Source organism: uncultured Nocardioides sp. (assembly GCF_947488025.1).
GTDB lineage: Bacteria > Actinomycetota > Actinomycetes > Propionibacteriales > Nocardioidaceae > Nocardioides.
On sequence record NZ_CANKYS010000001.1, the window covers coordinates 499,275 to 520,532 of the forward strand.

The 21,258-nt window shown below is 72.9% G+C and carries 19 protein-coding genes; 6 read left to right on the forward strand and 13 right to left on the reverse strand.

The window, feature by feature from the left end; genetic code table 11:
• Nucleotides 1–4 precede the first annotated feature (4 nt).
• The 6 genes from Q1B24_RS02325 to Q1B24_RS02350 form a co-directional block, all read right to left on the reverse strand.
• Nucleotides 5–1,375 (reverse strand): MFS transporter, encoded by a 1,371-nt coding sequence (locus Q1B24_RS02325; RefSeq protein ID WP_299922791.1) that lies wholly within the window; start codon nt 1,373–1,375, stop codon nt 5–7.
• 46 nt (nt 1,376–1,421) lie between these two features.
• Nucleotides 1,422–2,192, reverse strand: a complete 771-nt coding sequence (locus Q1B24_RS02330) for a 3-hydroxybutyrate dehydrogenase (RefSeq protein ID WP_299922793.1) — start codon at nt 2,190–2,192, stop codon at nt 1,422–1,424.
• A 98-nt stretch (nt 2,193–2,290) separates the two neighbouring features.
• Complete coding sequence (locus Q1B24_RS02335) at nt 2,291–4,138, reverse strand: helix-turn-helix domain-containing protein (protein ID WP_299922795.1); 1,848 nt, start codon at nt 4,136–4,138, stop codon at nt 2,291–2,293.
• A 35-nt stretch (nt 4,139–4,173) separates the two neighbouring features.
• Entirely contained in the window at nt 4,174–5,307 is a 1,134-nt protein-coding gene (locus tag Q1B24_RS02340; RefSeq protein ID WP_299922797.1) for an RDD family protein, read from the reverse strand.
• Nucleotides 5,308–5,350: 43 nt separating this feature from the next.
• Complete coding sequence (locus tag Q1B24_RS02345; protein ID WP_299922805.1) at nt 5,351–6,481, reverse strand: FHA domain-containing protein; 1,131 nt, start codon at nt 6,479–6,481, stop codon at nt 5,351–5,353.
• Entirely contained in the window at nt 6,478–7,293 is an 816-nt protein-coding gene (locus Q1B24_RS02350) for a protein phosphatase 2C domain-containing protein (RefSeq protein WP_299922807.1), read from the reverse strand. The genes Q1B24_RS02345 and Q1B24_RS02350 overlap by 4 nt, the downstream gene beginning before the upstream one ends.
• A gap of 332 nt (nt 7,294–7,625) precedes the next feature.
• Here Q1B24_RS02350 and Q1B24_RS02355 point away from each other — a divergent pair, with 332 nt between their 5' ends.
• The 3 genes from Q1B24_RS02355 to Q1B24_RS02365 all read left to right on the forward strand — a co-directional run bounded on the left by Q1B24_RS02355 (nt 7,626) and on the right by Q1B24_RS02365 (nt 11,948).
• Nucleotides 7,626–9,632, forward strand: coding sequence for a helicase C-terminal domain-containing protein (locus Q1B24_RS02355; protein WP_299922809.1), 2,007 nt, complete (start codon nt 7,626–7,628; stop codon nt 9,630–9,632).
• A 103-nt stretch (nt 9,633–9,735) separates the two neighbouring features.
• On the forward strand, nt 9,736–10,302 hold the full coding sequence (locus Q1B24_RS02360) for a CGNR zinc finger domain-containing protein (RefSeq protein ID WP_299922811.1): 567 nt from the start codon (nt 9,736–9,738) through the stop codon (nt 10,300–10,302).
• The gene (locus tag Q1B24_RS02365; RefSeq protein WP_299922813.1) at nt 10,299–11,948 is read left to right on the forward strand and encodes a DNA repair helicase XPB; all 1,650 of its coding nucleotides are present in this window, start codon (nt 10,299–10,301) and stop codon (nt 11,946–11,948) included. The genes Q1B24_RS02360 and Q1B24_RS02365 overlap by 4 nt, the downstream gene beginning before the upstream one ends.
• Before the next feature lie 102 nt (nt 11,949–12,050).
• Here the strand turns inward: Q1B24_RS02365 and Q1B24_RS02370 are convergent, their stop codons facing one another.
• Both Q1B24_RS02370 and Q1B24_RS02375 read right to left on the reverse strand, forming a co-directional pair.
• Nucleotides 12,051–13,094 (reverse strand): NAD(P)-dependent alcohol dehydrogenase, encoded by a 1,044-nt coding sequence (locus Q1B24_RS02370; protein ID WP_299922815.1) that lies wholly within the window; start codon nt 13,092–13,094, stop codon nt 12,051–12,053.
• A 49-nt stretch (nt 13,095–13,143) separates the two neighbouring features.
• Nucleotides 13,144–13,614 (reverse strand): MerR family transcriptional regulator, encoded by a 471-nt coding sequence (locus tag Q1B24_RS02375; protein ID WP_299922818.1) that lies wholly within the window; start codon nt 13,612–13,614, stop codon nt 13,144–13,146.
• Between the two features lie 93 nt (nt 13,615–13,707).
• On the opposite strand from Q1B24_RS02375, the gene Q1B24_RS02380 reads away from it, so the two are divergent.
• Nucleotides 13,708–14,574, forward strand: coding sequence for an oxygenase MpaB family protein (locus tag Q1B24_RS02380; protein WP_299922820.1), 867 nt, complete (start codon nt 13,708–13,710; stop codon nt 14,572–14,574).
• Nucleotides 14,571–15,155 carry a hypothetical protein gene (locus Q1B24_RS02385; RefSeq protein ID WP_299922822.1) on the forward strand — a complete coding sequence of 195 codons (585 nt, stop codon included), beginning with the start codon at nt 14,571–14,573 and terminating at the stop codon, nt 15,153–15,155. Before Q1B24_RS02380 ends, Q1B24_RS02385 begins: the two co-directional genes overlap by 4 nt.
• A gap of 7 nt (nt 15,156–15,162) precedes the next feature.
• On the opposite strand, the gene Q1B24_RS02390 is transcribed toward Q1B24_RS02385, so the two are convergent.
• The gene (locus tag Q1B24_RS02390) at nt 15,163–15,885 is read right to left on the reverse strand and encodes a GntR family transcriptional regulator (protein WP_299922824.1); all 723 of its coding nucleotides are present in this window, start codon (nt 15,883–15,885) and stop codon (nt 15,163–15,165) included.
• 163 nt (nt 15,886–16,048) lie between these two features.
• Here Q1B24_RS02390 and Q1B24_RS02395 point away from each other — a divergent pair, with 163 nt between their 5' ends.
• Entirely contained in the window at nt 16,049–16,615 is a 567-nt protein-coding gene (locus Q1B24_RS02395; protein ID WP_299923195.1) for an alpha-ketoglutarate-dependent dioxygenase AlkB, read from the forward strand.
• A gap of 12 nt (nt 16,616–16,627) precedes the next feature.
• On the opposite strand, the gene Q1B24_RS02400 is transcribed toward Q1B24_RS02395, so the two are convergent.
• Genes Q1B24_RS02400 through Q1B24_RS02415 form a run of 4 tightly spaced genes read right to left on the reverse strand, consistent with a single transcriptional unit; the run spans nt 16,628 to nt 21,136 of the window.
• On the reverse strand, nt 16,628–17,347 hold the full coding sequence (locus Q1B24_RS02400) for an SRPBCC family protein (protein WP_299922825.1): 720 nt from the start codon (nt 17,345–17,347) through the stop codon (nt 16,628–16,630).
• A 2-nt stretch (nt 17,348–17,349) separates the two neighbouring features.
• Nucleotides 17,350–18,195, reverse strand: coding sequence for a xanthine dehydrogenase family protein subunit M (locus Q1B24_RS02405; protein ID WP_299922826.1), 846 nt, complete (start codon nt 18,193–18,195; stop codon nt 17,350–17,352).
• Nucleotides 18,192–20,654 carry a xanthine dehydrogenase family protein molybdopterin-binding subunit gene (locus Q1B24_RS02410; RefSeq protein WP_299922827.1) on the reverse strand — a complete coding sequence of 821 codons (2,463 nt, stop codon included), beginning with the start codon at nt 20,652–20,654 and terminating at the stop codon, nt 18,192–18,194. Before Q1B24_RS02410 ends, Q1B24_RS02405 begins: the two co-directional genes overlap by 4 nt.
• Nucleotides 20,651–21,136, reverse strand: a complete 486-nt coding sequence (locus Q1B24_RS02415) for a (2Fe-2S)-binding protein (protein ID WP_299922830.1) — start codon at nt 21,134–21,136, stop codon at nt 20,651–20,653. Before Q1B24_RS02415 ends, Q1B24_RS02410 begins: the two co-directional genes overlap by 4 nt.
• Between the last annotated feature and the right edge of the window lie 122 nt (nt 21,137–21,258).

Consider the following 21,258-nt stretch of genomic DNA (forward strand, 5'->3'; position numbering starts at 1 on the left):
GGGTTCAGTCCTGGAGCACCCGGTCGTGGCGCAGCGAGCTCGCCCTGGTCTCGTGGGCGACCAGCACGGCGATGACCGTGATCACCGACGCGATGGTCATGTAGATGGCCACCTTGGGCACGTTGCTGACCCCGGCGCTGGCGTCGCCGAGCAGCTCGATGGCGATGATCGGGGCAAGGGCGCCGGCGAAGATCGACGCGAGCTGGTAGCCCACGGAGGCGCCGGTGTAGCGGACCGAGGTGCCGAAGAGCTCGGAGAAGAAGGCTGCCTGCGGGGCGTACATCAGCGCGTGCAGGACCAGGCCGACGACGATCGCCAGGATGATCTTGCCCTCGGACCGGGAGGCGATCAGGTCGAAGAAGACCCACGACCACGCGGCGACACCGACGGCCCCGACGAGGTAGAGCGGGCGACGTCCGACGCGGTCGCTGAGCGCGCCGACCAGCGGGATGGCCACGAAGTGCACCACGGAGCCGATGAGCAGCGCCTTGAGGATGAGCGACTTGTCGTCGGCGGTGCCGGCGTAGATCGTGAGGAACGAGATCGAGATGATGGTGAACAGGTAGTAGGAGATGTTCTCGGCCATGCGCATGCCCATGGCCACCAGGACCTCCTTGGGATACTTGCGGAAGACCTCCACCAGCGGCAGGTGGGGCGTCTCCTTGGTCGCGAGCTCGGCCTTGGCCTCGGCGAAGACCGGCGACTCCTCGATCGAGAGGCGCACCCAGAGGCCGACGGCGACGAGCACGGCGCTCAGCAGGAACGGGATGCGCCAGCCCCAGGACTCGAAGGCGGCGTCGGACTGGACGGCCGCGAGCACCCACAGGACACCGGTGGCGAACAGGTTGCCCAGCGCCACACCGGCCTGCGGCCACGAGGACCAGAAGCCGCGCTGGGAGTCGTCGCCGTGCTCGGCCGCCATGAGGACGGCTCCGCCCCACTCGCCGCCGACCGCGAAGCCCTGGAGCAGCCGGCAGGTCAGCAGCAGCAGGGGCGCGGCGACGCCGATGGAGGCGTAGGTGGGCAGCAGCCCGATGGCGAAGGTCGCGACGCCCATCAGGAAGAGGGAGGCGACCAGCATCTTCTTGCGGCCGACCTTGTCGCCGAAGTGCCCGAAGACGATGCCGCCGAGCGGCCGGGCGACGAAGCCGAGGGCGTACGTGCCGAAGGCGAGCAGCGTCGCGGTGGCGGGCTCGCTCTCGGGGAAGAACAGCGTGCCGAAGACCAGGGCCGCGGCAGAGCCGTAGAGGAAGAAGTCGTACCACTCGACGGCGGTGCCGATCAGCGAGGCGAAGACGACCTTGACGATGCTGGTGCGCTCCGGCTCGGTGCCGGGCGCGCCGCGCCCGGCGGCGCTGGTGGTGTCGGTGCTCATGACGTGCCTTTCATGGGGGAACTCAGTGCGGTGAGGAGCGGGTCGGTCAGGCGGCGGTCCAGCCGCCGTCGAGGGAGAGCGAGGTCCCGGTCATCGAGGTCGCGGCCGGGCTGCAGAGGAAGGCCACCGCCTCGGCGACCTCCTCGGGCTCGACGAGCCGCTTGAGCGGGGTGCGGGCGAGCAGGACGGAGTCGAGGACCTCGTCCTCTGCGATGCCGTGGGTCCGGGCCTGGTCGGCGAGCTGCCCCTCGACGAGCGGCGTACGCACGTAGCCGGGGCACACGGTGTTGCTCGTGACGCCCTTGTCGGCCGCCTCGAGCGCGATGACCTTCGAGAGGCCCTCGAGCCCGTGCTTGGCGCTGACGTAGGCCGACTTGTAGGCCGACGCGCGATGGCCGTGGACGCTGGAGACGTGGATGAGCCGGCCCCAGCCGCGGGCGTACATCCCGGGCAGGACGCGGCGCGCGAGCAGGAACGGCGCGTGCAGCATCAGCGCGTGGATGGCGCGGAACCGCTCGGGGTCGAGCTCCTCGATCGGCGCGACGTGCTGGATGCCGGCGTTGTTGACGAGGATGTCGACGTCGAGGTCGAGGCCGGCGATGGCCGCCTCGTCGGTGAGGTCGACGACGTGGGGCGTGCCGTGCACCTGCGCGGCGACCTTGGCGACGCCCTCGTCGTCGCGGTCGAGCAGGTGCACCTCGGCACCGGCCGCCGCGAGCCTGGCGGCGACCGCCGCGCCGATGCCGCTGGCAGCGCCGGTCACGAGGGCCTGCCGTCCGGCGAGGGCGAGCGGCGGGGAGGGGGTGGCGGTGGGCATGGCCCTCACCGTAGGGAGCGAGGTGACGTACGGCACATGGGCGCCGAAGCCACAGTTGAGCGGCGACGATGTGGCGTCGACCCACTTCCGGGCGTGGGTCAGTCGCCCTGGAGGCGGGACAGGCGGAGCGCGAGCTGGAGGTCGAGGGACCGCTCGGGCTCGCGCCAGCCGGCGCCGAGGAGCTCGCCGACGCGCTCGAGCCGCTGCGTCACGGTGTTGGGGTGGACGTGCAGGGCGGTCGCGGTGTCCTTCAGGTGGCCCCCGCTGGCGAACCAGGCCTCGAGCGTGGCCAGCAGGCCGGTCCCCCGGCGCTGGTCCCAGGCGAGGACCGGGCCGATCGTCGCCTCGACGAACGCCGTGACGTGCTCACGGTCGTTGTCGCCGAGCAGCAGGCGCGCGACGCCGAGACCGGCGGGGTCGCTCACGTCGCCCCGGCGGCCGAGGCGCACCAGCGTGTCGAGGCAGCGTCGCGCCTCGTGGTGGGCCGCCACCAGCCGGTCCCCGTGGAGCGCGTCGCTCGTGCCGGCGACCCCGACGGTCGCCACTCCGCCCAGCTCGGCCACCGCCGCACGCAGGTCGCCCCCGACCAGGAGCGGGTCCTCGCTCGGGACCACCACCACGACGGCGCCGCGGTGCTCCCCCGCGAGGCCGGAGCTGCGTCGCGCCAGCGTCACGGCGGCCCGGCTCGCGCGGTGCCGGTCGGCACCGTCGACGGTGGCGGCGGCCACGACCACCGGGCCGTCGAGGCTGGCGCTGTGCCGGCGTACGCGGTCGCGCAGCCGCTCGCGCGACGCCGGGTCGGACTCCAGCAGGTCGGCGAGGAGCTGACCCCCGAGGCGTTCCTCGGCGTCGGTGACCGAACGGGCGAAGAGCAGCACGAGCGCCGTGACGAGCGCCCCGCGCTCGAGCGTACGACGACCGGCGAGGTCGAGCGGCTCGTCGCGGCGCAGGACCAGGGTCGCCACGTGCTCGGTGCGGGCGAGCGCGGCCGCGACCAGGCCCGACCCGGTCGCCACCGACCGGCCCGAGGCCACCGCGTCGGCGACTGCGTCGGCCACCGCGTCCGGCCGGTCCGGCCCGGTGCCCTCCCCCGCCAGCAGCTCCCCGGTGGGCGCCCAGACCGACACCGCGCCACCGAGCACGCCGGAGAGCACCTCGGCCACCTCGGCGACCCCTCCGCCGCCGATGAGCAGGTCGGTGAGACGGTCGTGGGCCAGCGCTGCGGCGTCGACCGCCTCGGTGTGCCGGGTGAGGGAGCGGTTGGCCTCGTCGAGCTCGGCGAAGAGCCGGGCGTTCTCCAGGGCCACCACCGCGTGCGCCGCGAACGAGGTGAGGAGGCTGACCTCCGACTGCGGGAAGCGGCGTACGGACCGGTGCACCGCGAGCAGGGCGCCGATCACGACGCCGTCGAGCACCAGCGGCACCCCGAGGATGGCGCGGATCTGCTCACCGGCCACGGCCTCGTCGATGTAGCCCTGGTGCACGAACCTCTCGTCGGTGGCGTAGTCCTCGGTGAAGTAGGCCGCGCCCGTCTGGGCGACCAGGCCGAGCAGACCGGTGCCGAGCGGCAGTCGCAGGGTCTGGAACTCGCGCGTCAGCGCACCGTCGGTGACCTTCATGTAGGACGCGCCGTCGTCCTCGTCGTTGAGCGAGAGGTAGGTCATGTCGCAGTGCAGCAGCTGGCGCGCGCGGCGCACGATCGCGGCGAGGATCGTGTCGACGTCGCGGATGGCGGTGAGGTCGGAGGCCGTCTCGTAGAGCGCGGACAGCTCCGCCTCGCGCGAGCGCATGCGGCTCATCAGGTCGCGCAGCCGGAGGGCGACGTCGTACTCCGAGCGCAGCCGGGCGGCCTCCGCCGTGCCGGCACCCGCCTCGCGCTCGGCGAGGTGCTCGTCGAAGGCGGCCAGGGGCGCCTCGTCGTAGAGCAGGTCCAGGAAGGTCGCCACGTCGCACATCCTGCCCCGTCAGTGCCGTGCCGTCCTCAGCCCTCCCGCGAGACGACCATCTCGCGGTCGCCGTAGACGACCTTATCGCCGTCGACCAGCGCCGCGGGCTTGCCCGGGGCGAGCTGGCGCGCGACACCCTGGCGCACCAGGACGGTGCCGTTGGTCGAGCCGCGGTCCATCACCACGATCGTCCCGTCCGGCGCGGGACCGAACTGGGCGTGCGTCTTGGAGACCGACATGTCGGCCGAGGCCAGCGGGATCAGGTGGGCGACCTGCTCGCCGGCCCGGGCCTCGGGACGGCGGCCGACCAGCGCGAGGCCGGCGATCACGAAGCTCTCGCCGTTGTCGAAGTGCACCCGCCAGCGCGGAGGTGCCATCGGCGTCCCCGGCGCCGGATGGGGACGGACCGGCTGGGCGGGCAGGCGGTGCGACGGCGGCTGGGACGGCGGCTGGGACGGCGGCGCCGGCGGCGCCGGCGGCTGGGCCGGCGGGGACGACCACTGCTGGGCGGGCACGGGCTGCGGCTGTGCGGGCTGGTGCACGGGGGCGGGAGCCGGGGCCGGAGCGGGCGCGGGGCGTGCGAGGTCGGCGGGAAGCGGCTGGCGGCGCATGGAGTGCTCGGAGCGCTCGGGCGTCCTGACCTGCTCGACCGGAGGGGCCGGCACGAGCCGCATGGCGGTGAGGTTGACGATGTGGCGCGGGGCGTCGTCAGCAGCGGTGTCGGCGACCTCGACGACGGGACGTACGTCGACCACGACGGTGTGGGCGAGGTGGTCGTGCCAGCCGCGACGCTGGCGGCCGCGGTCCTCCACGGCCGTCCACGCCAGGGTGGCCACCCCGATGCCGAAGGTGGGCAGTCCGGCCACGCCGAGCACGAGCGAGCGCAGCAGGGCCGGGCCGACCCCGATCGGGGTGCCCGTGCCGTGGTGCACCACCCGCAGCCCCGAGACGGCCTTGCCGGGCGACGTGCCGCTGACGCCCTGCACGACGGCCAGCACGAGCCAGATCAGGACCGTCGCACCGGCGACGGCGCCGACGACGGTCCACAGGTCGTCGGAGACGAACAGGGCGGTCGCGACGCCGACGGCGGCGATGAGGCTCCAGGCGAGGAGCCGGTCGACGGCGAAGGCGGCGAAGCGTCGTTCGAGCTCGGCGACGGGATAGGTCATGGACTGGGGGTGCTGGGTCACGGCTGGTCTCGGTGGGCGCTGGTCAGGGGTTGGTGACCTGGATGGTGACACCGTCGCCGAGGTCGAGGACCGCGCCGGGGATCAGGCTGACGGCGATGCCGGGCTTGAGCTCCTCGGGGTCGAGACCGGGCTGGGCCAGGACGGTGCCGTTGGTGGAGCCGAGGTCGGTGGCGATGGCGGAGCCGTGGTCGGCGCCCGCTCCGGGCCGGATCTCGAGGTGGGTGGAGGAGATCTCCTGGTGGGGGCTGGGCACCGTCACCACGTGCGGCTGGTCGTGGGAGGCGAAGCGGCGTGCCTCGGGCGCGCGACCCACGAGCACGGTGCGGTCGACGGACACCACGTCACCGGTGGAGAAGACGAGCGAGGCGACCGGCTGCGCGACCACGTCGGGGGCGATCTCCTGCCCGGGGATGGGCGGACGCTCGAAGTCGGAGACCGGGCCGCCCACCTGGGTCTGGCCGTCGCGGTCGGCCCAGTCGTCCTCGACGGCCGGCGTCTCGCCCGTCGGCGTGGGGTCGTCCTCGGGCGAGCCGAACTGCATCGGCGCGGCCGGGGGCACCGGCACAGGCGCCTGCGCCTCCTCCGGAATGGGCGCGAGATCCGGCTCCGCCTCGGGCTCGGGCACGCGCGCTGCGGGGTCGGGACCGACGGCGTCGGCGGCCTCGTCGACCGGGGACTCCTCGGCAGCGGGCTCGGGCGCCACGGGCTCGTCGGCGACGGACGCGGACGGCGTACCGAACTCGACGACCGAGACCCGGGCCAGGCCCGGGGTGAGGTGGCGGTCGGCGGAGCCCTCACCGGTCAGGGTCACGCGGACGCTCGAGACGCCCACCAGGACCTGCTCGGCCCAGGTGGTGCCGGGCGTGGCGCTGAGGACCTCCTCGCCTCCGGCCGAGGAGACGGTCGCCGTCGGGGCACCCCGCACGATCAGGCGGGTCGCCTCGTCGTCGTGGGAGACGAGGGCGAAGTGGTCGAGGCTGGACAGCCCGCCCGCGAGAAGGGCGTCGAGCAGGGCGTCGACCCCGGCACCGGAGTCGGCGAGGTCCCACAGCGTGGCCACCCGGCCGCGCTGGCTGCCCGGCAGCAGGACGGTCACCCGGTCACCGACCACGGCGTACCAGTCCCCCGGCGCGAACCTCGCCTCAGTGCTCACAGTCGTCCCCCCAGCTTCGATTCGAGACTCTCCAGCTGGCGCCGGGAGTCATAGGTCGCGTCCTTCACCAATCCCACCACATCGACGACGACCGCCGTGGCGTTGTCACGTCCCCCGGCGGCCACCGCTGCGCGCACCAGCGCGTCGGCGGCGTCGCGCGGGTCGGCGACCGACTCGAGGATCTCCTCGATCTCCTTGTCCTCGATCATCCCGGTCACGCCGTCGCTGCAGAGCAGGAGGCGCTCGACCGAGCCGAGGGGCAGGAGGAAGAAGTCGGGCTGGATGCCCTCGGGGCTGCCGAGCGCCCGCGTGATGACGTGCCTCTCCGGGTGGACCGCGGCCTCCTCGGCCGTGATGTGGCCGGCGTCGATCAGCTCCTGGACCACGGAGTGGTCGACGCTCACCTGCTCGAGGCGGCGCTCGACGATGCGGTAGATGCGCGAGTCGCCGAGGTTGGCCAGGAGCCACTTGGTGGCACCGTCGTCGACGACCAGGACCGCCACCACCGCGGTGGTGCCGGCGTGCCAGCCGGGGTGCAGCGCGCGGTGGGCGTCGCCGTAGTCGACGATGCGCGCCTGCGCACGGGCAAAGGCGTCGGCGACGAGCTCGGCGCCGCGCCGGGGGTCGTAGGACTCGGCGAGGCGCTGGAACTCCTCGACGACCATCTGGCTGGCGACGTCGCCGCCGGAGTGGCCGCCCATGCCGTCGGCGACGACGAAGACGGGAGGCGCGACGAGGTAGGAGTCCTCGTTGACCTTGCGCACCAGTCCGACGTCCGTCGACGCCCCGTGGTGCAGATCAACGTCCAGCATGTCGGCCCTCTTCGCCCCGTGTCGAGATGTGGGGCCGCGGTGCCGGCCCGGCGAGTAGCGTAAGAGGGATGTCCAGTTCAGCGCGGACGACACCCGCACGCACCCTTGCCGACCAGCTGCGCAGCTGGCCGGACGATCGGCTCGTGGCGCTGCTCAGGGCCCGTCCAGATCTCGCCACACCCGCCCCTCAGGATTCCTCGCAGCTGGCCTCGCGGGCTGCCACACGGTCGTCGATCCATCGCGCCCTCGACGGGCTCGACCGCCTGGAACTTTCCGTGCTTGATGCCCTCCTGGTTGCAGGTCAAACCACTTCGGCCGACCTGATCTCGATCGTGCGCGCCGACGAGGCGCGCACGGCAGCCGCACTGCAGCGGCTGCTCGACCTGGCCCTGGCCTGGGAGGCCCCCGGCGGCGTGCGGGCGCTCACCGGCGTGGCCGACGCGATGCGGGGCATGCCGGGCCTGGTCAGCGGCCTGCGACCCTCCAGCCCCGAGCCCGCGAGCCCCGACGAGGTGGCGGCGCGGCTCGCCGAGCTCACCCCGGCCGCGACCGCGCTGCTGCGCCACGTGGACGACCACGGCGGCGAGGGCACGACCGGCTCGGCGAGACGCACCGTGTCACCGGCCGAGGCCCGGTCGCCGGCCGAGGAGCTGATCAGCAGGCGCCTGCTCGTGCCCCGCGAGGGTGACGCCGTCGTGCTGCCGGGCGAGGTGGGTCTCGCCCTGCGCGGTGGCCGTACGACCCGGGAGCCGGTCGACGAGGTGCCGCCCCTGGCGACGTCGTCGCGCGACGTCTCGCTCGTCGCCCGGACCGCCGCGGGCGCGGCCTTCGACGTCGTACGCCGCGTGGAGCTGCTGCTCGACCACTGGGGCGTGCAGCCGCCGAGCGTCCTGCGCAGCGGCGGGCTCGCCGTCCGCGACCTCAAGGCAGTGGCCCGCGAGCTGCACGTCGACGAGCCGGGGGCTGCCCTGGTCGTCGAGGTGGCGCTCACCGCGGGGCTCGTCGCCGAGGCGGCCGACAGCAACGGCACCCCCTCCTGGTTGCCCACCGACGACTTCGACGTCTGGTCGGGCCTGCCGCTCGCCGAGCGGTGGACCCGCCTGGTGGGCGGGTGGCTGGCCAGCAGCCGGGTGCCCTCGCTGGTGGGGTCGCGCGACCCGGCCGGCAAGGCCTGGAACGCGCTCGCCCCCGAGCTCTCCAGCGGGCTCGCCGAGGAGGCCCGGCGGCTCGCGTTGCAGGTGCTGGCCGAGGTGCCCGAGGGCGAGGTGCTCGCGGTCGGAACGGGCATCGCGTCGCTCGTGCAGCGCATCGCCTGGCTGCGTCCGCGCCGACCGACGGTCTTCGCCGACCTGGTCACCGCCGCGCTGTCGGAGGCCGCCGTGCTCGGGGTCGCCGGCGCTGGGGGCCTGCCGCCCAGCGGGCGCTCCGTGGCGCTCGGTGACCTGCCGGCGGCCGCCGAGGCGATCGACCCGCACCTCCCCCGCCCGGTCGACCACGTCCTCCTCCAGGCCGACCTCACGGCCGTCGCCCCGGGTCCGCTCGAGACCGAGGTGGCCCGCCGCCTGCACCTGCTCGCCGACGTGGAGTCCCGCGGCGGCGCGACGGTCTACCGCTTCACCTCCGGGTCGCTGCGCCGCGGCTTCGACGCGGGGTGGTCGAGCGGCGAGGTGCGCGACTTCCTCACCTCGGTCTCGCACACGCCGGTGCCCCAGCCGCTGGAGTTCCTGGTCGACGACGTCGCCCGCACCTTCGGCACCGTGCGGGTCGGGCACGCCGAGGCGTTCCTGCGCGCGGACGACGAGGCGGCCCTGGCCGCCCTCGTGCACGACCCGCGTGGGCGGAGCCTGGGCCTGCGCCTGCTCGCGCCGACGGTCGCGATCGCCACCTCCCCCCTCGACGTCCTGCTGCCGCGGCTCCGCGAGCTGGGCGCCGCCCCGGTCGTGGAGGCGGCCGACGGCACCGTCCGGGTGAGCCGCCCCGACCTCCAGCGCGCCCGCACCCGTCGCGGCCGCCGGCCCGCCGGTGCGGTGGAGGCGCGGCAGGCTGCGCAGGTCCAGGCCGTGGCGACGGCCATCCGCGCCGGCGACCGGGCCGAGTCGTCCCGGCCCGCGAGCGCCGAGGCGACGACCACCCCCTCCGGCGCGCTGGCCGCCCTGCGGGAGGCCATCGAGGCGGGGAGCACGGTGGTCATCGGCTACGTCGACAACCACGGCGCGACCGGCGAGCGGGTCGTCGACCCGCGCCGTCTCGACGGCGGTCGGCTCTCGGCGTACGACCACCGTGCCGACGACGTCCGGGAGTTCGCCGTGCACCGCATCACACGCGTGCGCCACGCCTGAACACCCCACGACGTTCTCCTCCTCCGCTCCGCTCCCCCGGACAACGCCGCAGGGACCCCGACACGCTGAGCACCCCACGAGGCAGCCTCCGTAGACTCGGACGATGGACTTCATCCGGTACGCCGAGCGCGCGGCCGCGCTCGTCAACGCCGACCTGCCCGACGAGGAGGCGCTGCGCGAGCACCTCGCCGACCGCTCCTGGCTGCACCGTTCGGTGGTCGGGGCCGACGTGGACTCCGTCCGGACGTTCCAGGACGAGCTGCGGCCCGTCTTCGAGGCCTCCGACGTCGACGACGTGGCGCTCGTGGTCAGCTCGCTCAACGACCTGCTCGCCGAGCATCCCGTCACGCCGATGATCTCCGACCACGACCCCGACAACCTCCACATGCACGTGGCCAACCGGGCCGCGTCGGTCGCCGAGCTGCTGGTCGGCGAGGCACTGATGGGGCTCGCCAACCTCGTGTGCGACCTCGGCGCGACCCGGCTCGGCATCTGCTTGGAGCCCCGCTGCGACCACGTCTTCGTCGACACCTCCCCCAACCAGTCGCGCCGCTACTGCTCCGACCGGTGCTCCTCGCGTGCCAACGTCGCGGCCTTCCGCGCCCGACGCCGGGCCGAGCAGGTGGGCGACGACCCGGCCGCGGGCCGGGCCGAGGCGGCCACGCGATGAACGACGGCCCCCTCATCGTCCAGTCGGACAAGACGCTGCTGCTCGAGGTCGACCACCCCTCGGCCGCCGAGGCCCGCAAGGCGATCGCGCCCTTCGCCGAGCTCGAACGCTCCCCGGAGCACATCCACACCTACCGCCTCACGCCTTTGGGGCTCTGGAACGCCCGCGCCGCGGGGCACGACGCCGAGCAGGTCGTCGACGCCCTGCTGACCTGGTCGCGCTACGCCGTGCCGCACGCGCTCCTCGTGGACGTCGCCGAGACGATGGGCCGCTACGGCCGGCTGCGGCTGGAGAAGCACCCCGTCCACGGACTGGTGCTGTCCTCGACCGACCGCCCGGTGCTCGAGGAGGTGCTCCGCGCCAAGAAGGTGGCCGGGATGATCGGCGCGCGGATCGACGACGACGCGGTCGTGGTCCACCCCAGCGAGCGCGGCAACCTCAAGCAGGCCCTGCTCAAGCTCGGCTGGCCGGCCGAGGACTTCGCGGGCTACGTCGACGGCGAGGCGCACGACATCGACCTCGCCGAGGAGGGCTGGACGCTGCGGCCCTACCAGCGCGAGGCCGCCGAGTCGTTCTGGGACGGCGGGTCCGGCGTCGTCGTGCTCCCCTGCGGGGCCGGCAAGACCATCGTCGGTGCCGCGGCGATGTCCCACGCCCGCGCGACCACGCTCATCCTCGTGACCAACACCGTCAGCGCGCGGCAGTGGAAGGACGAGCTCGTCGCGCGCACCTCGTTGACCGAGGACGAGATCGGCGAGTACTCCGGTGCCGTCAAGGAGGTCCGTCCCGTCACGATCGCGACCTACCAGGTGCTGACGACGAAGCGGAAGGGCGTCTACCCGCACCTCGAGCTGCTCGACGCCCGCGACTGGGGGCTCATCGTCTACGACGAGGTGCACCTCCTGCCGGCCCCGATCTTCCGGATGACCGCCGACCTGCAGGCCCGGCGCCGGCTCGGGCTCACCGCCACCCTCGTGCGCGAGGACGGGCGCGAGGGCGAGGTCTTCTCCCTCATCGGCCCCAAGCGCTACGACGCCCCGTGGAAGGACATCGAGGCGCAGGGCTACATCGCGCCCGCCGACTGTGTCGAGGTGCGGGTCAGCCTCCCCGACGGCGAGCGGCTCGCCTACGCCACAAGCGACCCCGACGCCCGCTACCGCCTCGCCTCGTGCACCCACGCCAAGATCGACGTCGTACGACGCCTCGTGCAGCAGCACGCCGGGCAGCCGACCCTGGTGATCGGGCAGTACATCGACCAGCTCGACGAGATCGCCGAGCTGCTCGACGCCCCCGTCATCAAGGGCGAGACCCCGGTCAGGGAGCGGCAGCGGTTGTTCAACGCGTTCCGCTCCGGCGAGATCGGGCTGCTGGTGGTCAGCAAGGTCGCCAACTTCTCCGTCGACCTGCCGTCGGCCGAGGTGGCCATCCAGGTCAGCGGGTCGTTCGGCTCGCGCCAGGAGGAGGCCCAGCGCCTCGGGCGGCTGCTGCGGCCGAAGACGGAGGGCCGCAGCGCGCACTTCTACACGATCGTCTCGCGTGACACCGTCGACGCCGACTTCGCCCAGAACCGACAGCGGTTCCTCGCCGAGCAGGGCTACGCCTACCGCATCGTGGACGCCGGGGACCTGTCCTCCGAGTCGAGCTGAGTCGAGCCGAGTCGAGCTGAGTCGAGCTGAGCCGGGCGCACGTAGAACAGTGGAGCCCGCGGCCGGTAGGTCCGGCCGCGGGCTCCACTGTCGACGCCTCGATCAGGCGAGGGTGCTCGTGTCGATCACGAACCGGTAGCGCACGTCGGAGGCCAGTACCCGCTCGTACGCCTCGTTGACCTGGTCGGCCGAGATCACCTCGACCTCGGAGACGATGCCGTGCTCGGCGCAGAAGTCGAGCATCTCCTGGGTCTCGGCGATGCCGCCGATCATCGAGCCGGCGAACGAGCGCCGGCCGCCGATGAGGGAGAACGCGTTGACCGGCAGCGGCTCCGGCGGGGCGCCGACGTTGACCAGGGTGCCGTTGACGGCGAGGAGGCCGAGGTAGGCGTTCACGTCGATCTTCGCGCTGACCGTGTTGACGACCAGGTCGAAGGAGTCGGCGAGGGCCTCGAACGTGTCGGGGTCGCTGGTGGCGAAGTAGTGGTCGGCGCCCAGACGGAGGCCGTCCTCCTGCTTCTTCAGCGACTGCGACAGCACGGTGACCTCGGCGCCCATCGCGTGGGCGATCTTGACGGCCATGTGGCCCAGGCCGCCGAGCCCGACGACGGCGACCTTCTTGCCGGGGCCGGCCTGCCAGTGCTTGAGCGGGGAGTACGTCGTGATGCCGGCGCACAGCAGCGGCGCGGCGGCTGCCGGCTCGAGGCCGTCGGGCACCCGGAGCACGAAGCCGGCGTCCACGACGACGTGCGTGGAGTAGCCGCCCTGGGTGGTGGTGGTGCCGTCGCGGTCGGTGACGGCGTACGTGCCGACCATGCCCTGGCGGCAGTACTGCTCGTCACCGGCCTTGCAGTTGTCGCACTCCCCGCACGAGTTGACCATGCAGCCGACACCGACGCGGTCGCCCACGCGGTGCGTGGTGACGTCGGTCCCGACCTCCTGGACGGTGCCGACGATCTCGTGACCGGGCACGACGGGGAAGGGCTGCGGGCCCCAGTCACCGTTGACGGTGTGGATGTCGGAGTGGCAGATGCCGGCGTACTCGATCGCGATGAGCACGTCGTGGGCGCCGACCTCGCGGCGCTCGATGGTGGTGGGGGCCAGCGGCTCGCCGGCCGAGGGGGCTGCGTAGGCGTTCACGCGCATGTGGGGGTGTTCCGTCCTTGTGTGAGGGTGTGCTGACCGGAGTGGCCGGTCAGTGGATCGGGTCGTGCGTGACCGCGCGGAGCTCGTCGGCGAGCGCCCGCGCCTGGTCGGAGACCTGCTCGCTGCGCGCCGTGTCCCCGTCGCGGACCGCCTGCCAGTAGGCGATCTTGAGGTCGACGTAGCGCTGGCGGAGCACCAGCGCCCGCGCCTCGGTCGTGAGGCGCTCCTGCTGGTCGCGCAGGAGCCGCTCCTGGTCGGCGGCCGCGTCCGCCCCGAGCCGGTTGTTGGCCATGTAGAGGCGCATGTCGCCGACCGACATGCCGGTCGCGGCGAGGCACGAGACCCACATCAGCTGGTCGAGGTCCTCGTCGTCGTAGACGCGGTGCCCGCTGCTGGCGCCACGGCTGATCGGGGAGATGACCCCGATCTGCTCGTAGTAGCGCAGCGTGCTGGCCGGCAGGCCGGTGAGGGCTGCCGCCTCCTTGATGGAGTAGCTGCGAGGGAGGGCGTGGCTGGTCACGTCATCGACCGTAGGAACTTCGAGTACTCGAAGTCAAAGAACCGGCAGCCACACGGTCAGGCCCGCTTCGGACCCTTGGCTAGCCTCGGCGACGTGACCCTCCGTGACCGCCTCGGCGCCGAGCTGTTCAGCAAGGTGGCCGGCCCCGACGGCCCCCGCAACCGACAGCGCGTCCACGGCACCCCGGGGCCGCGGTGGTTCGAGGCCGGCTCCCCCATCGCCCGCGTGCACGGCGACGCCTCGATGTTCGTCGGCGGCATCCGCGCGGTCATGCTGCAGTCGCTGCACCCCGCCGCGATGCAGGGCGTGGCCGACCACTCGGGCTACCGCGGCGACATGTGGGGACGGCTCGCACAGGTCTCCACCTACATCGCGATGACGACCTTCGGTGCCGAGCAGGACGCCCTGCAGATCATCCGCGCCGTGCAGCGTGCCCACGAGTCGGTGACCGGCACGATGCCCGACGGGACGCCGTACGCCGCCTCGGACCCGCACCTGCTCGGCTGGGTCCACGCCGCCGAGATCCACAGCTTCCTCGTCGCCCACGACCGCTACGGCCACCGACCGCTGGTCGGACCGGAGCGTGACGAGTACGTCGCCCAGACCGCCGTCGCCGCCGAGCACCTCGGCGTGATCGGTGCACCGCGCTCCGAGGACGACCTGCACGCGACGCTGGCGGCGTACGGCTCCGAGCTGCGTGGCACGCCGGCCGCCCAGGAGGCCATCCGCTTCCTCCTGCTGCACCCCGACTTGCCGGTGGCCGCGCGCCCGGGCTACCTCGCGCTGGCCTCGGCCGCCATCGGGCTGCTGCCCGCCGACGCACGTCGTGAGCTGCGGCTGCCGCCCGTGCCGCCGGTGACCAACCGGGTCCTCGGCGCCGCGGCCACCCGGACGATCCGCTGGGCGATGGCGTCGGGCCACGCCGAGGCCCGCGAGCTGCAGCAGGCGACCCAGCAGTGAGCCTCGCCGAGCGCTGGCCGCTGGCCGACCACCACGCGCTCCGCGACGAGCTGCTCACCGCCTGGGACCGCCCGGGCTACCACGACCTGCGCCACCTCGAGGAGGTGCTCGACCGGCTCGCCGCGCTCACGGCGGCGGGGGTCGGGTTCGACCCGACCATGGTCGGGCTCGCCGCGTGGTTCCACGACGCGGTCTACGACGGGTCGGCCGACGACGAGGAGCGGTCGGCACAGTGGGCCGAGCGCGCGCTCCCTGCGGCGTACGCCGACGAGGTGGCGCGGCTGGTGCGCATGACCGCCCACCACCGCCCTGCCGACGACGACACCTCGGGTGCCGCGCTCAGCGACGCCGACCTGGGCATCCTCGCCGCACCTCGCGAGCGCTACGACGCCTACGCCGGCGGGGTGCGGGAGGACTTCGCACACGTCAGCGACGACGACTTCCGGACCGGTCGCGCGGCAGTGCTGCGCGAGCTCGCCGTCCGCCCGCGCCTCTTCAGCACCCCTCAGGCCCGGGAGCTCTGGGAGGTCGCGGCGCGTGCCAACCTGCGACGCGAGCTGGACGCGCTCGGCGGCGACTGAGGCAGGGTCAGTGGTCGTTGAGCTGGAGGTAGACCGTGAAGCGGTCGTGCCGGTAGCAGGTGCGCGAGACCTCGACGATCCGGCCGTCGGAGACCGCTCGACGGGCGTGGCGCAGCACCGGGTCGCCCTCGGCGACCTCGAGGATCGCCGCCTCGTCGGCGCTCGCCCGGTCGGCGCTGATGGAGTCCTCGACCTCGGTCGGGCGCAGGCCCCGCGAGGCGAGGGCTTCGTAGAGGCTGGTGGGCGTGCCGTGCTGCAGGAAGCCCGGCAGCAGGACCTCGTTGAGGTAGGCGTCCTCGACGCACACGATGGCCTGGTCGGCCCGACGCAGGCGACGCCAGTGGAGCACGGGGTCACCGGGCGAGATGTCCAGCGCCCTCGCGACCCCGGGGCCGGCCTGCTCGACGCGAGCCAGGAGCGTCTGCGACTCCGGCAGCATCCCGCGGCGGCGGATCTCCTCGGTGAACGACGTGAGGCGGCCGGAGGTCCGGGGCGGCTGGGCGACGAAGGTGCCGCGGCCGGGGATCCGCTCGAGGAGGCCCTCCGCCACGAGCGCGTCGAGTGCCTGTCGTACGGTCATCCGGGCCACGCCGAAGCGCGCCACGAGCTCGCGCTCGGACGGTGCCGCCGAGCCCGGTGGTTGCGACTCGATCAGGCCCCGGACGTGCTCACGGACCTGCACGTGCTTCAGCGCCCGCTGGCGCGGGACGACGAGGTCCACCGGTTCCATACCCCTGAGGGTAGGTCCGGACTGGACCAGAGTCTCCTAGTTGACCAATACTGCGGCAAACCCTTGATCATTTCTTGATGTTCGAACGGGTGTTCGACAGGTCGGCTATCATGGCCGCGTGGACTTCCAGACGTCCCTCTTCGCCGATGACACCACGGGTTCCGTGGCACTGTCCCCTGAGCGTCGCCGCCTCTCGCACGGAGCGTGGGTCGACGTCCAGCGCGACTGGCTCCGCGACCCCGACGCCGTCTTCTCCGCCCTCGTCGAACGCGTCCCGTGGCGGGCGGAGCGACGCGAGATGTACGACGCCGTGGTCGACGTGCCCCGGTTGGTGCACACCTACCTCGCCGACCACCCGTTGCCGCATCCCGCCCTGACCGAGGCCAGGAGCACGCTGAGCGAGCACTACCTCCCGGAGCTGGGCGAGCCGTTCGTGACCGCCGGTTGCTGCTACTACCGCGACGGACGCGACTCCGTCGCCTGGCACGGCGACACCATCGGCCGGGGCCGCACCGCCGACACCATGGTCGCCATCGTGAGCGTCGGCGACCCGCGCCGGCTGCTGCTCCGACCGCGCGACGGGGGTGGGTCCATCGCCCTCACGATGGGCCACGGCGACCTCGTCGTGATGGGCGGGTCGTGCCAGCGCACCTGGGAGCACGCCGTGCCGAAGGTCGCCCGCTCCGGTCCGCGGATCTCGGTCCAGTTCCGCCCGCTCAACGTCTTCTGACCGCGACCCCGCTCACCGCCTCCGCAGCAGCCGCCACAGCAGGACCAGGACGACGAGGCCAGCGAGGCCCTGTCGCCAGTAGGACTTCGCCAGCACCGGGAGCACGGCGCTCCCGAGGTCGAGCGCCTCGGGCTCACGCGGCGGAGCGGCAGGCCTGGCCCGCGGAGGCGGTTGCGCCGCCTCCGGCGGTCGCGCCGCTGGCGGTGCCGACGCAGGCTCGACCGCCTCCGGGACAGCCGCCGCCGGGATCTCGACCGCCTCGACCGCCTCCGCCGTCTCCGGGGCCTCCGGGGCGGTCAGTCGCTCCTCGAGGCAGCTGACGAACTGCCCGAGCAGCTTGTCGGAGACGTCCTGCATCACCCCGCGCCCGAACTGCGCAGGCTTGCCGGTGATGGCGAGGTCGGTCGCCACCGAGACGTCGGTCGAGCCACCGGCGTCGGTCATCGAGACGGTGACCTTCGCGCCCGCCGTGCCGTTGCCGCGCTTGTCCTTGCCCTTGGCGTCGACCACGAAGCGGTGCGCCTCGGTGTCCTTCTCGACGAACGTTCCGGAGCCGTTGTACTGCAGCGCGATCGGCCCGAGCTTGACCTTCACCGACCCGGAGAAGGAGTCCTCGTCGGCCTCGGTCACCTGTGCACCGGGGAAGCACTCGGCGACCGAGGCGATGTCGTTGAAGTGCGCCCAGGTCTCCTCGACGCCGATCGGGACGGTGAAGTTGTGGCTCAGCTCCACGCCTACGCCCCCGCCGCCTTCAGCACGGCCCGCCCGGTCAGCACCCGCGCGAGGTGCTGGCGGTAGTCGGCGGCGCCGTTGAGGTCCGAGGGCGGGTTGGTGCCGTCCGACGCCAGGTCCGCGGCAGCACGTACGCCGTCCTCCGTCGCGCTGGCCCCCGCGAGGGCCTGCTCGGTCGCGGTCGCCCGAAGCGGGGTCGAGCCCATGTTGGTCAGCCCCACCCGGGCCTCGTCGATCGAGCCCCTCACGGTCGCGGCGACGGCCACGATCGGCCACTGGTGCGCCACTCGCACGAACTTCTCGTAGTGCGCGCCCCAGCCGGTGTGCTTGGGGATGCGCACCTCGGTGAGGATCTCGTCGTCGCCGATCGCGGTCTCGAAGAGGTCGACGAAGAAGTCCGCCGCCTCGACTGTGCGTGTGCCGCCGGGTCCGGCGATCACGAACTGCGCGCCGAGCGCCAGCGCCGGGGCGCCGAGGTCACCGGCCGGGTCGGCGTGCGCGAGGGCGCCGCCGAAGGTGCCGCGATGCCGGATCTGCGAGTCCGCCACCTCCGCCGCGGCCTTCGACAGCAGCAGCGCGTGCTCCCTGACCAGGCTGTCGTCGCGCACGTCGTGGTGGGTGGTCATCGCGCCGATCACGAGCGCGTCCCCGTCGTCACGGATGCCTCGCAGCGAGGCGATGCCGCCGAGGTCGATGACGACCTCCGGTGCGTTGAGCCGCATCCGCAGGACCGGCAGCAGGCTCTGGCCGCCGGCCAGGATCTTCGCGTCGTCCCCGTGCTCGCCGAGGGCGGCCAAGGCCTCCTCGACCGACGCCGGGGCGAGGTAGTCGAACTCCACCGGGATCACTGGCCCGCTCCTTCGTCCTGGTTGAGGGCGCCTTCTTCGAAGTGCGGCATCGCCGCCTGGGGTGTCGGTGCGTCACCGTCGTGGGCGTGGATCGCGCGCCACACCCGCTCCGGGGTGCACGGCATCTGGATGTCGTTGACGCCCAGGTGTCGTACGGCGTCGACGACGGCGTTGACGACCGCCGGCGTCGACGCGATGGTGCCGGCCTCGCCGACACCCTTGGTGCCCAGCGAGTTGGTCGTGCAGATGCTCGGTTCGTCGGTGTGGACGACGTCGAAGGAGATCGTGTCGGCCGCGGTCGGGAGCAGGTAGTCGACGAACGAGCCGCTCACGAGCGTGCCGGACTCGTCGTGGACGGCCTCCTCCCACAGCGCCTGGGCAATGCCCTGCACCAGCCCGCCGTGCACCTGCCCGGCGACGATGAGCGGGTTGATGATCGTGCCGATGTCGTCGCAGCAGGTGTACTTGCGCATCTTGACCGCGCCGGTCTCGGTGTCGACCTCCATCGCGCACAGGTGGGTGCCGTGGGGGTAGTTGAAGTTCACCGGGTCGTAGGTCGCGTCGGCGTCGAGGCTCAGCTCCATGCCGTCGGGGTAGTCGTGGCCGGCGAACGTCGCCGTCGACAGCTCCTGGATCCCCATGCCCTGGTCGGTGCCGCGGACGGTGAACCGCCCACCGGAGTACTCGAGGTCGTCGGCGTTGGCCTCGAGCAGGTGTGCGGCGAGCACCTTGGCCTTGTCGATCACCTTGTCGACGGCCTTGACCAGTGCCTCCCCACCGACGACCAGCGACCGAGAGCCGTAGGTGTCGAGGCCCTTCGGGGCCACCTGGGTGTCGCCGTGCAGCACCTCGACGTCCTCGAACGGGACGCCGAGCCGGTCCGCCACGATCTGGCTGAACGCGGTCTCGTGGCCCTGGCCGTGGGCGCTGGCACCGGTGACGACCTCGACCTTGCCGAGGGGGGTCATCCGCACGCTTGCGTTCTCCCAACCGCCGGCGCCGTAGTCGAGGCTGCCGAGGACCCGGCTGGGCGCCAGGCCGCACATCTCGGTGAAGGTCGAGACGCCGATGCCCAGCTGGACGCGGTCGCCGCGCTCGCGGCGCTCTGCCTGCTCGCGCCGCAGCTCGTCGTAGCCGAAGGACTCCTTGGCCTTCGCGGTCGCCGCCTCGTAGTTGCCCGTGTCGTACTCCAGCCCCGCCACCGTGGTGAACGGGAACTCCTCGTGGGTGATCCAGTTGCGCTCGCGGATCTCGAGCGGGTCGACGCCCACCTCCGCGGCGAGCTCGTCCATCAGCCGCTCGATGGCGTACGTCGCCTCGGGCCGGCCGGCGCCGCGGTAGGCGTCGGTGAAGGTGGTGTTGGTGAGGACGGTCTGGCACTCGAAGCGGTAGGCCGGGAACTTGTAGATCGCGTTGAACATGAAGGCGCCGAGGACCGGTACGCCGCCGCCGACGATCGCGACGTAGGCGCCGAGGTCGGCGTCGAGGTGCACCCTGAGCGCGGTGACCTTGCCGTCCTTGTCGGCAGCCAGGGTGAGCGTCTGGACCTGGTCGCGGCCGTGGTGGGCCGCCATCAGGCTCTCGCTACGGGTCTCGGTGTACTTCACCGGCTTCATCAGCCGACGGGCCACGGCCCAGGCGATCCACTCCTCCGGGGTCGCCTGGAGCTTGCCGCCGAAACCACCACCGACGTCGGGGGCGATGACCCGGATCTTGCTCTCGGGCACGCCGGTGGTGGCCGCCAGGGCGAACCTCAGGATGTGCGGGATCTGGGTCGCCGACCACATCGTGAGCTGCTCGCCGGTCGGGTCGACGACGACGCTGCGCGGCTCCATGAAGGCAGGGATGAGCCGCTGCTGGCGGTACTCCCGCTCGATGACGATGCCGCCGTTGCGCGCCTCCTCGATGGCCGCCTCGACCTCGCCGCCGGTGCCGGCGTCCTGGGAGTCGAAGACCCACAGCGCGGACTTGTTCGTGCCGAGGTCGGGGTGCGCGAGGACCTCGTCCTCGAGGGCCTTCTTGATCCCGACGACGGCCGGCAGCTCGTCGTACTCCACGTCGACGAGCTCGGCCGCGTCGCGCGCCGCGGCGGCGCTGCGGGCGACGACCACGGCGACGATCTCGCCGGCGAAGGCGACCCGGTCGGCGGGCATCGGCGAGTGGCCGGGGGTCTTCTGGTCCGGCGTGATGGGCCAGGCGTTGATGCACACGCCGAGCTCCTCGCCGAAGTCCTTGCCGCTCAGCACCGTGACGACGTTCTTCGAGGCCTTGGCGGCCTCGGTGTCGACGGAGGTGATGGTGGCGTGCGCGAAGGGGCTGCGGACCATCGCGAGGTGCAGCATCCCCGGCAGGGTGATGTTGTCGGTCCAGCGCGTACGGCCGGTGATCAGCCGCTGGTCCTCCTTGCGGCGGCGGTCCTTGCCGATCTCGGCAGCCGGGCGGTCCTGGGTGGCGGTCATGACGTCGCCCCCGCTGAGGTCTGCTCGGCGGCGTGGAGGACGCTCTTGACGATGTTGTGGTAGCCGGTGCAGCGGCAGAGGTTGCCCTCCATGCCGAGCCGCACCTCCTCCTCGCTCGGGTGCGGGTTCTCCGCGAGCAGGTCGACGGCCTGCATGATCATCCCCGGCGTGCAGAAGCCGCACTGGAGGCCGTGGCACTCGCGGAAGGACTCCTGCACCGGGTGCAGCTCGCCCTCCGCCGCGTCGGCGAGGCCCTCGATGGTGGTCACCGTGCGGCCGTTGGTCTGCACCGCGAGCACGTTGCACGACTTCACGCTCGTGCCGTCGAGGTGGACCGTGCACGCTCCACAGTTGGAGGTGTCGCAGCCGATCACGGTCCCGGTCTTGCCGAGCTTCTCCCTCAGGTACTGCACCAGCAGCATCCGGGGCTCGACGTCGTCGGAGACCGAGGCCCCGTCGACGGTGAGTTCGATCTTGGTCATGCGCGCCTCCGTGCGTGTGAGGTGGATCACTCGACGCCGACGCTAGGCCGGGCCGGTTGGCAGCCGGTTGGTCGGTCCAAGCCGGCTGCCAACCGGTCCCCGCCACCCCGCACGCACGGAGG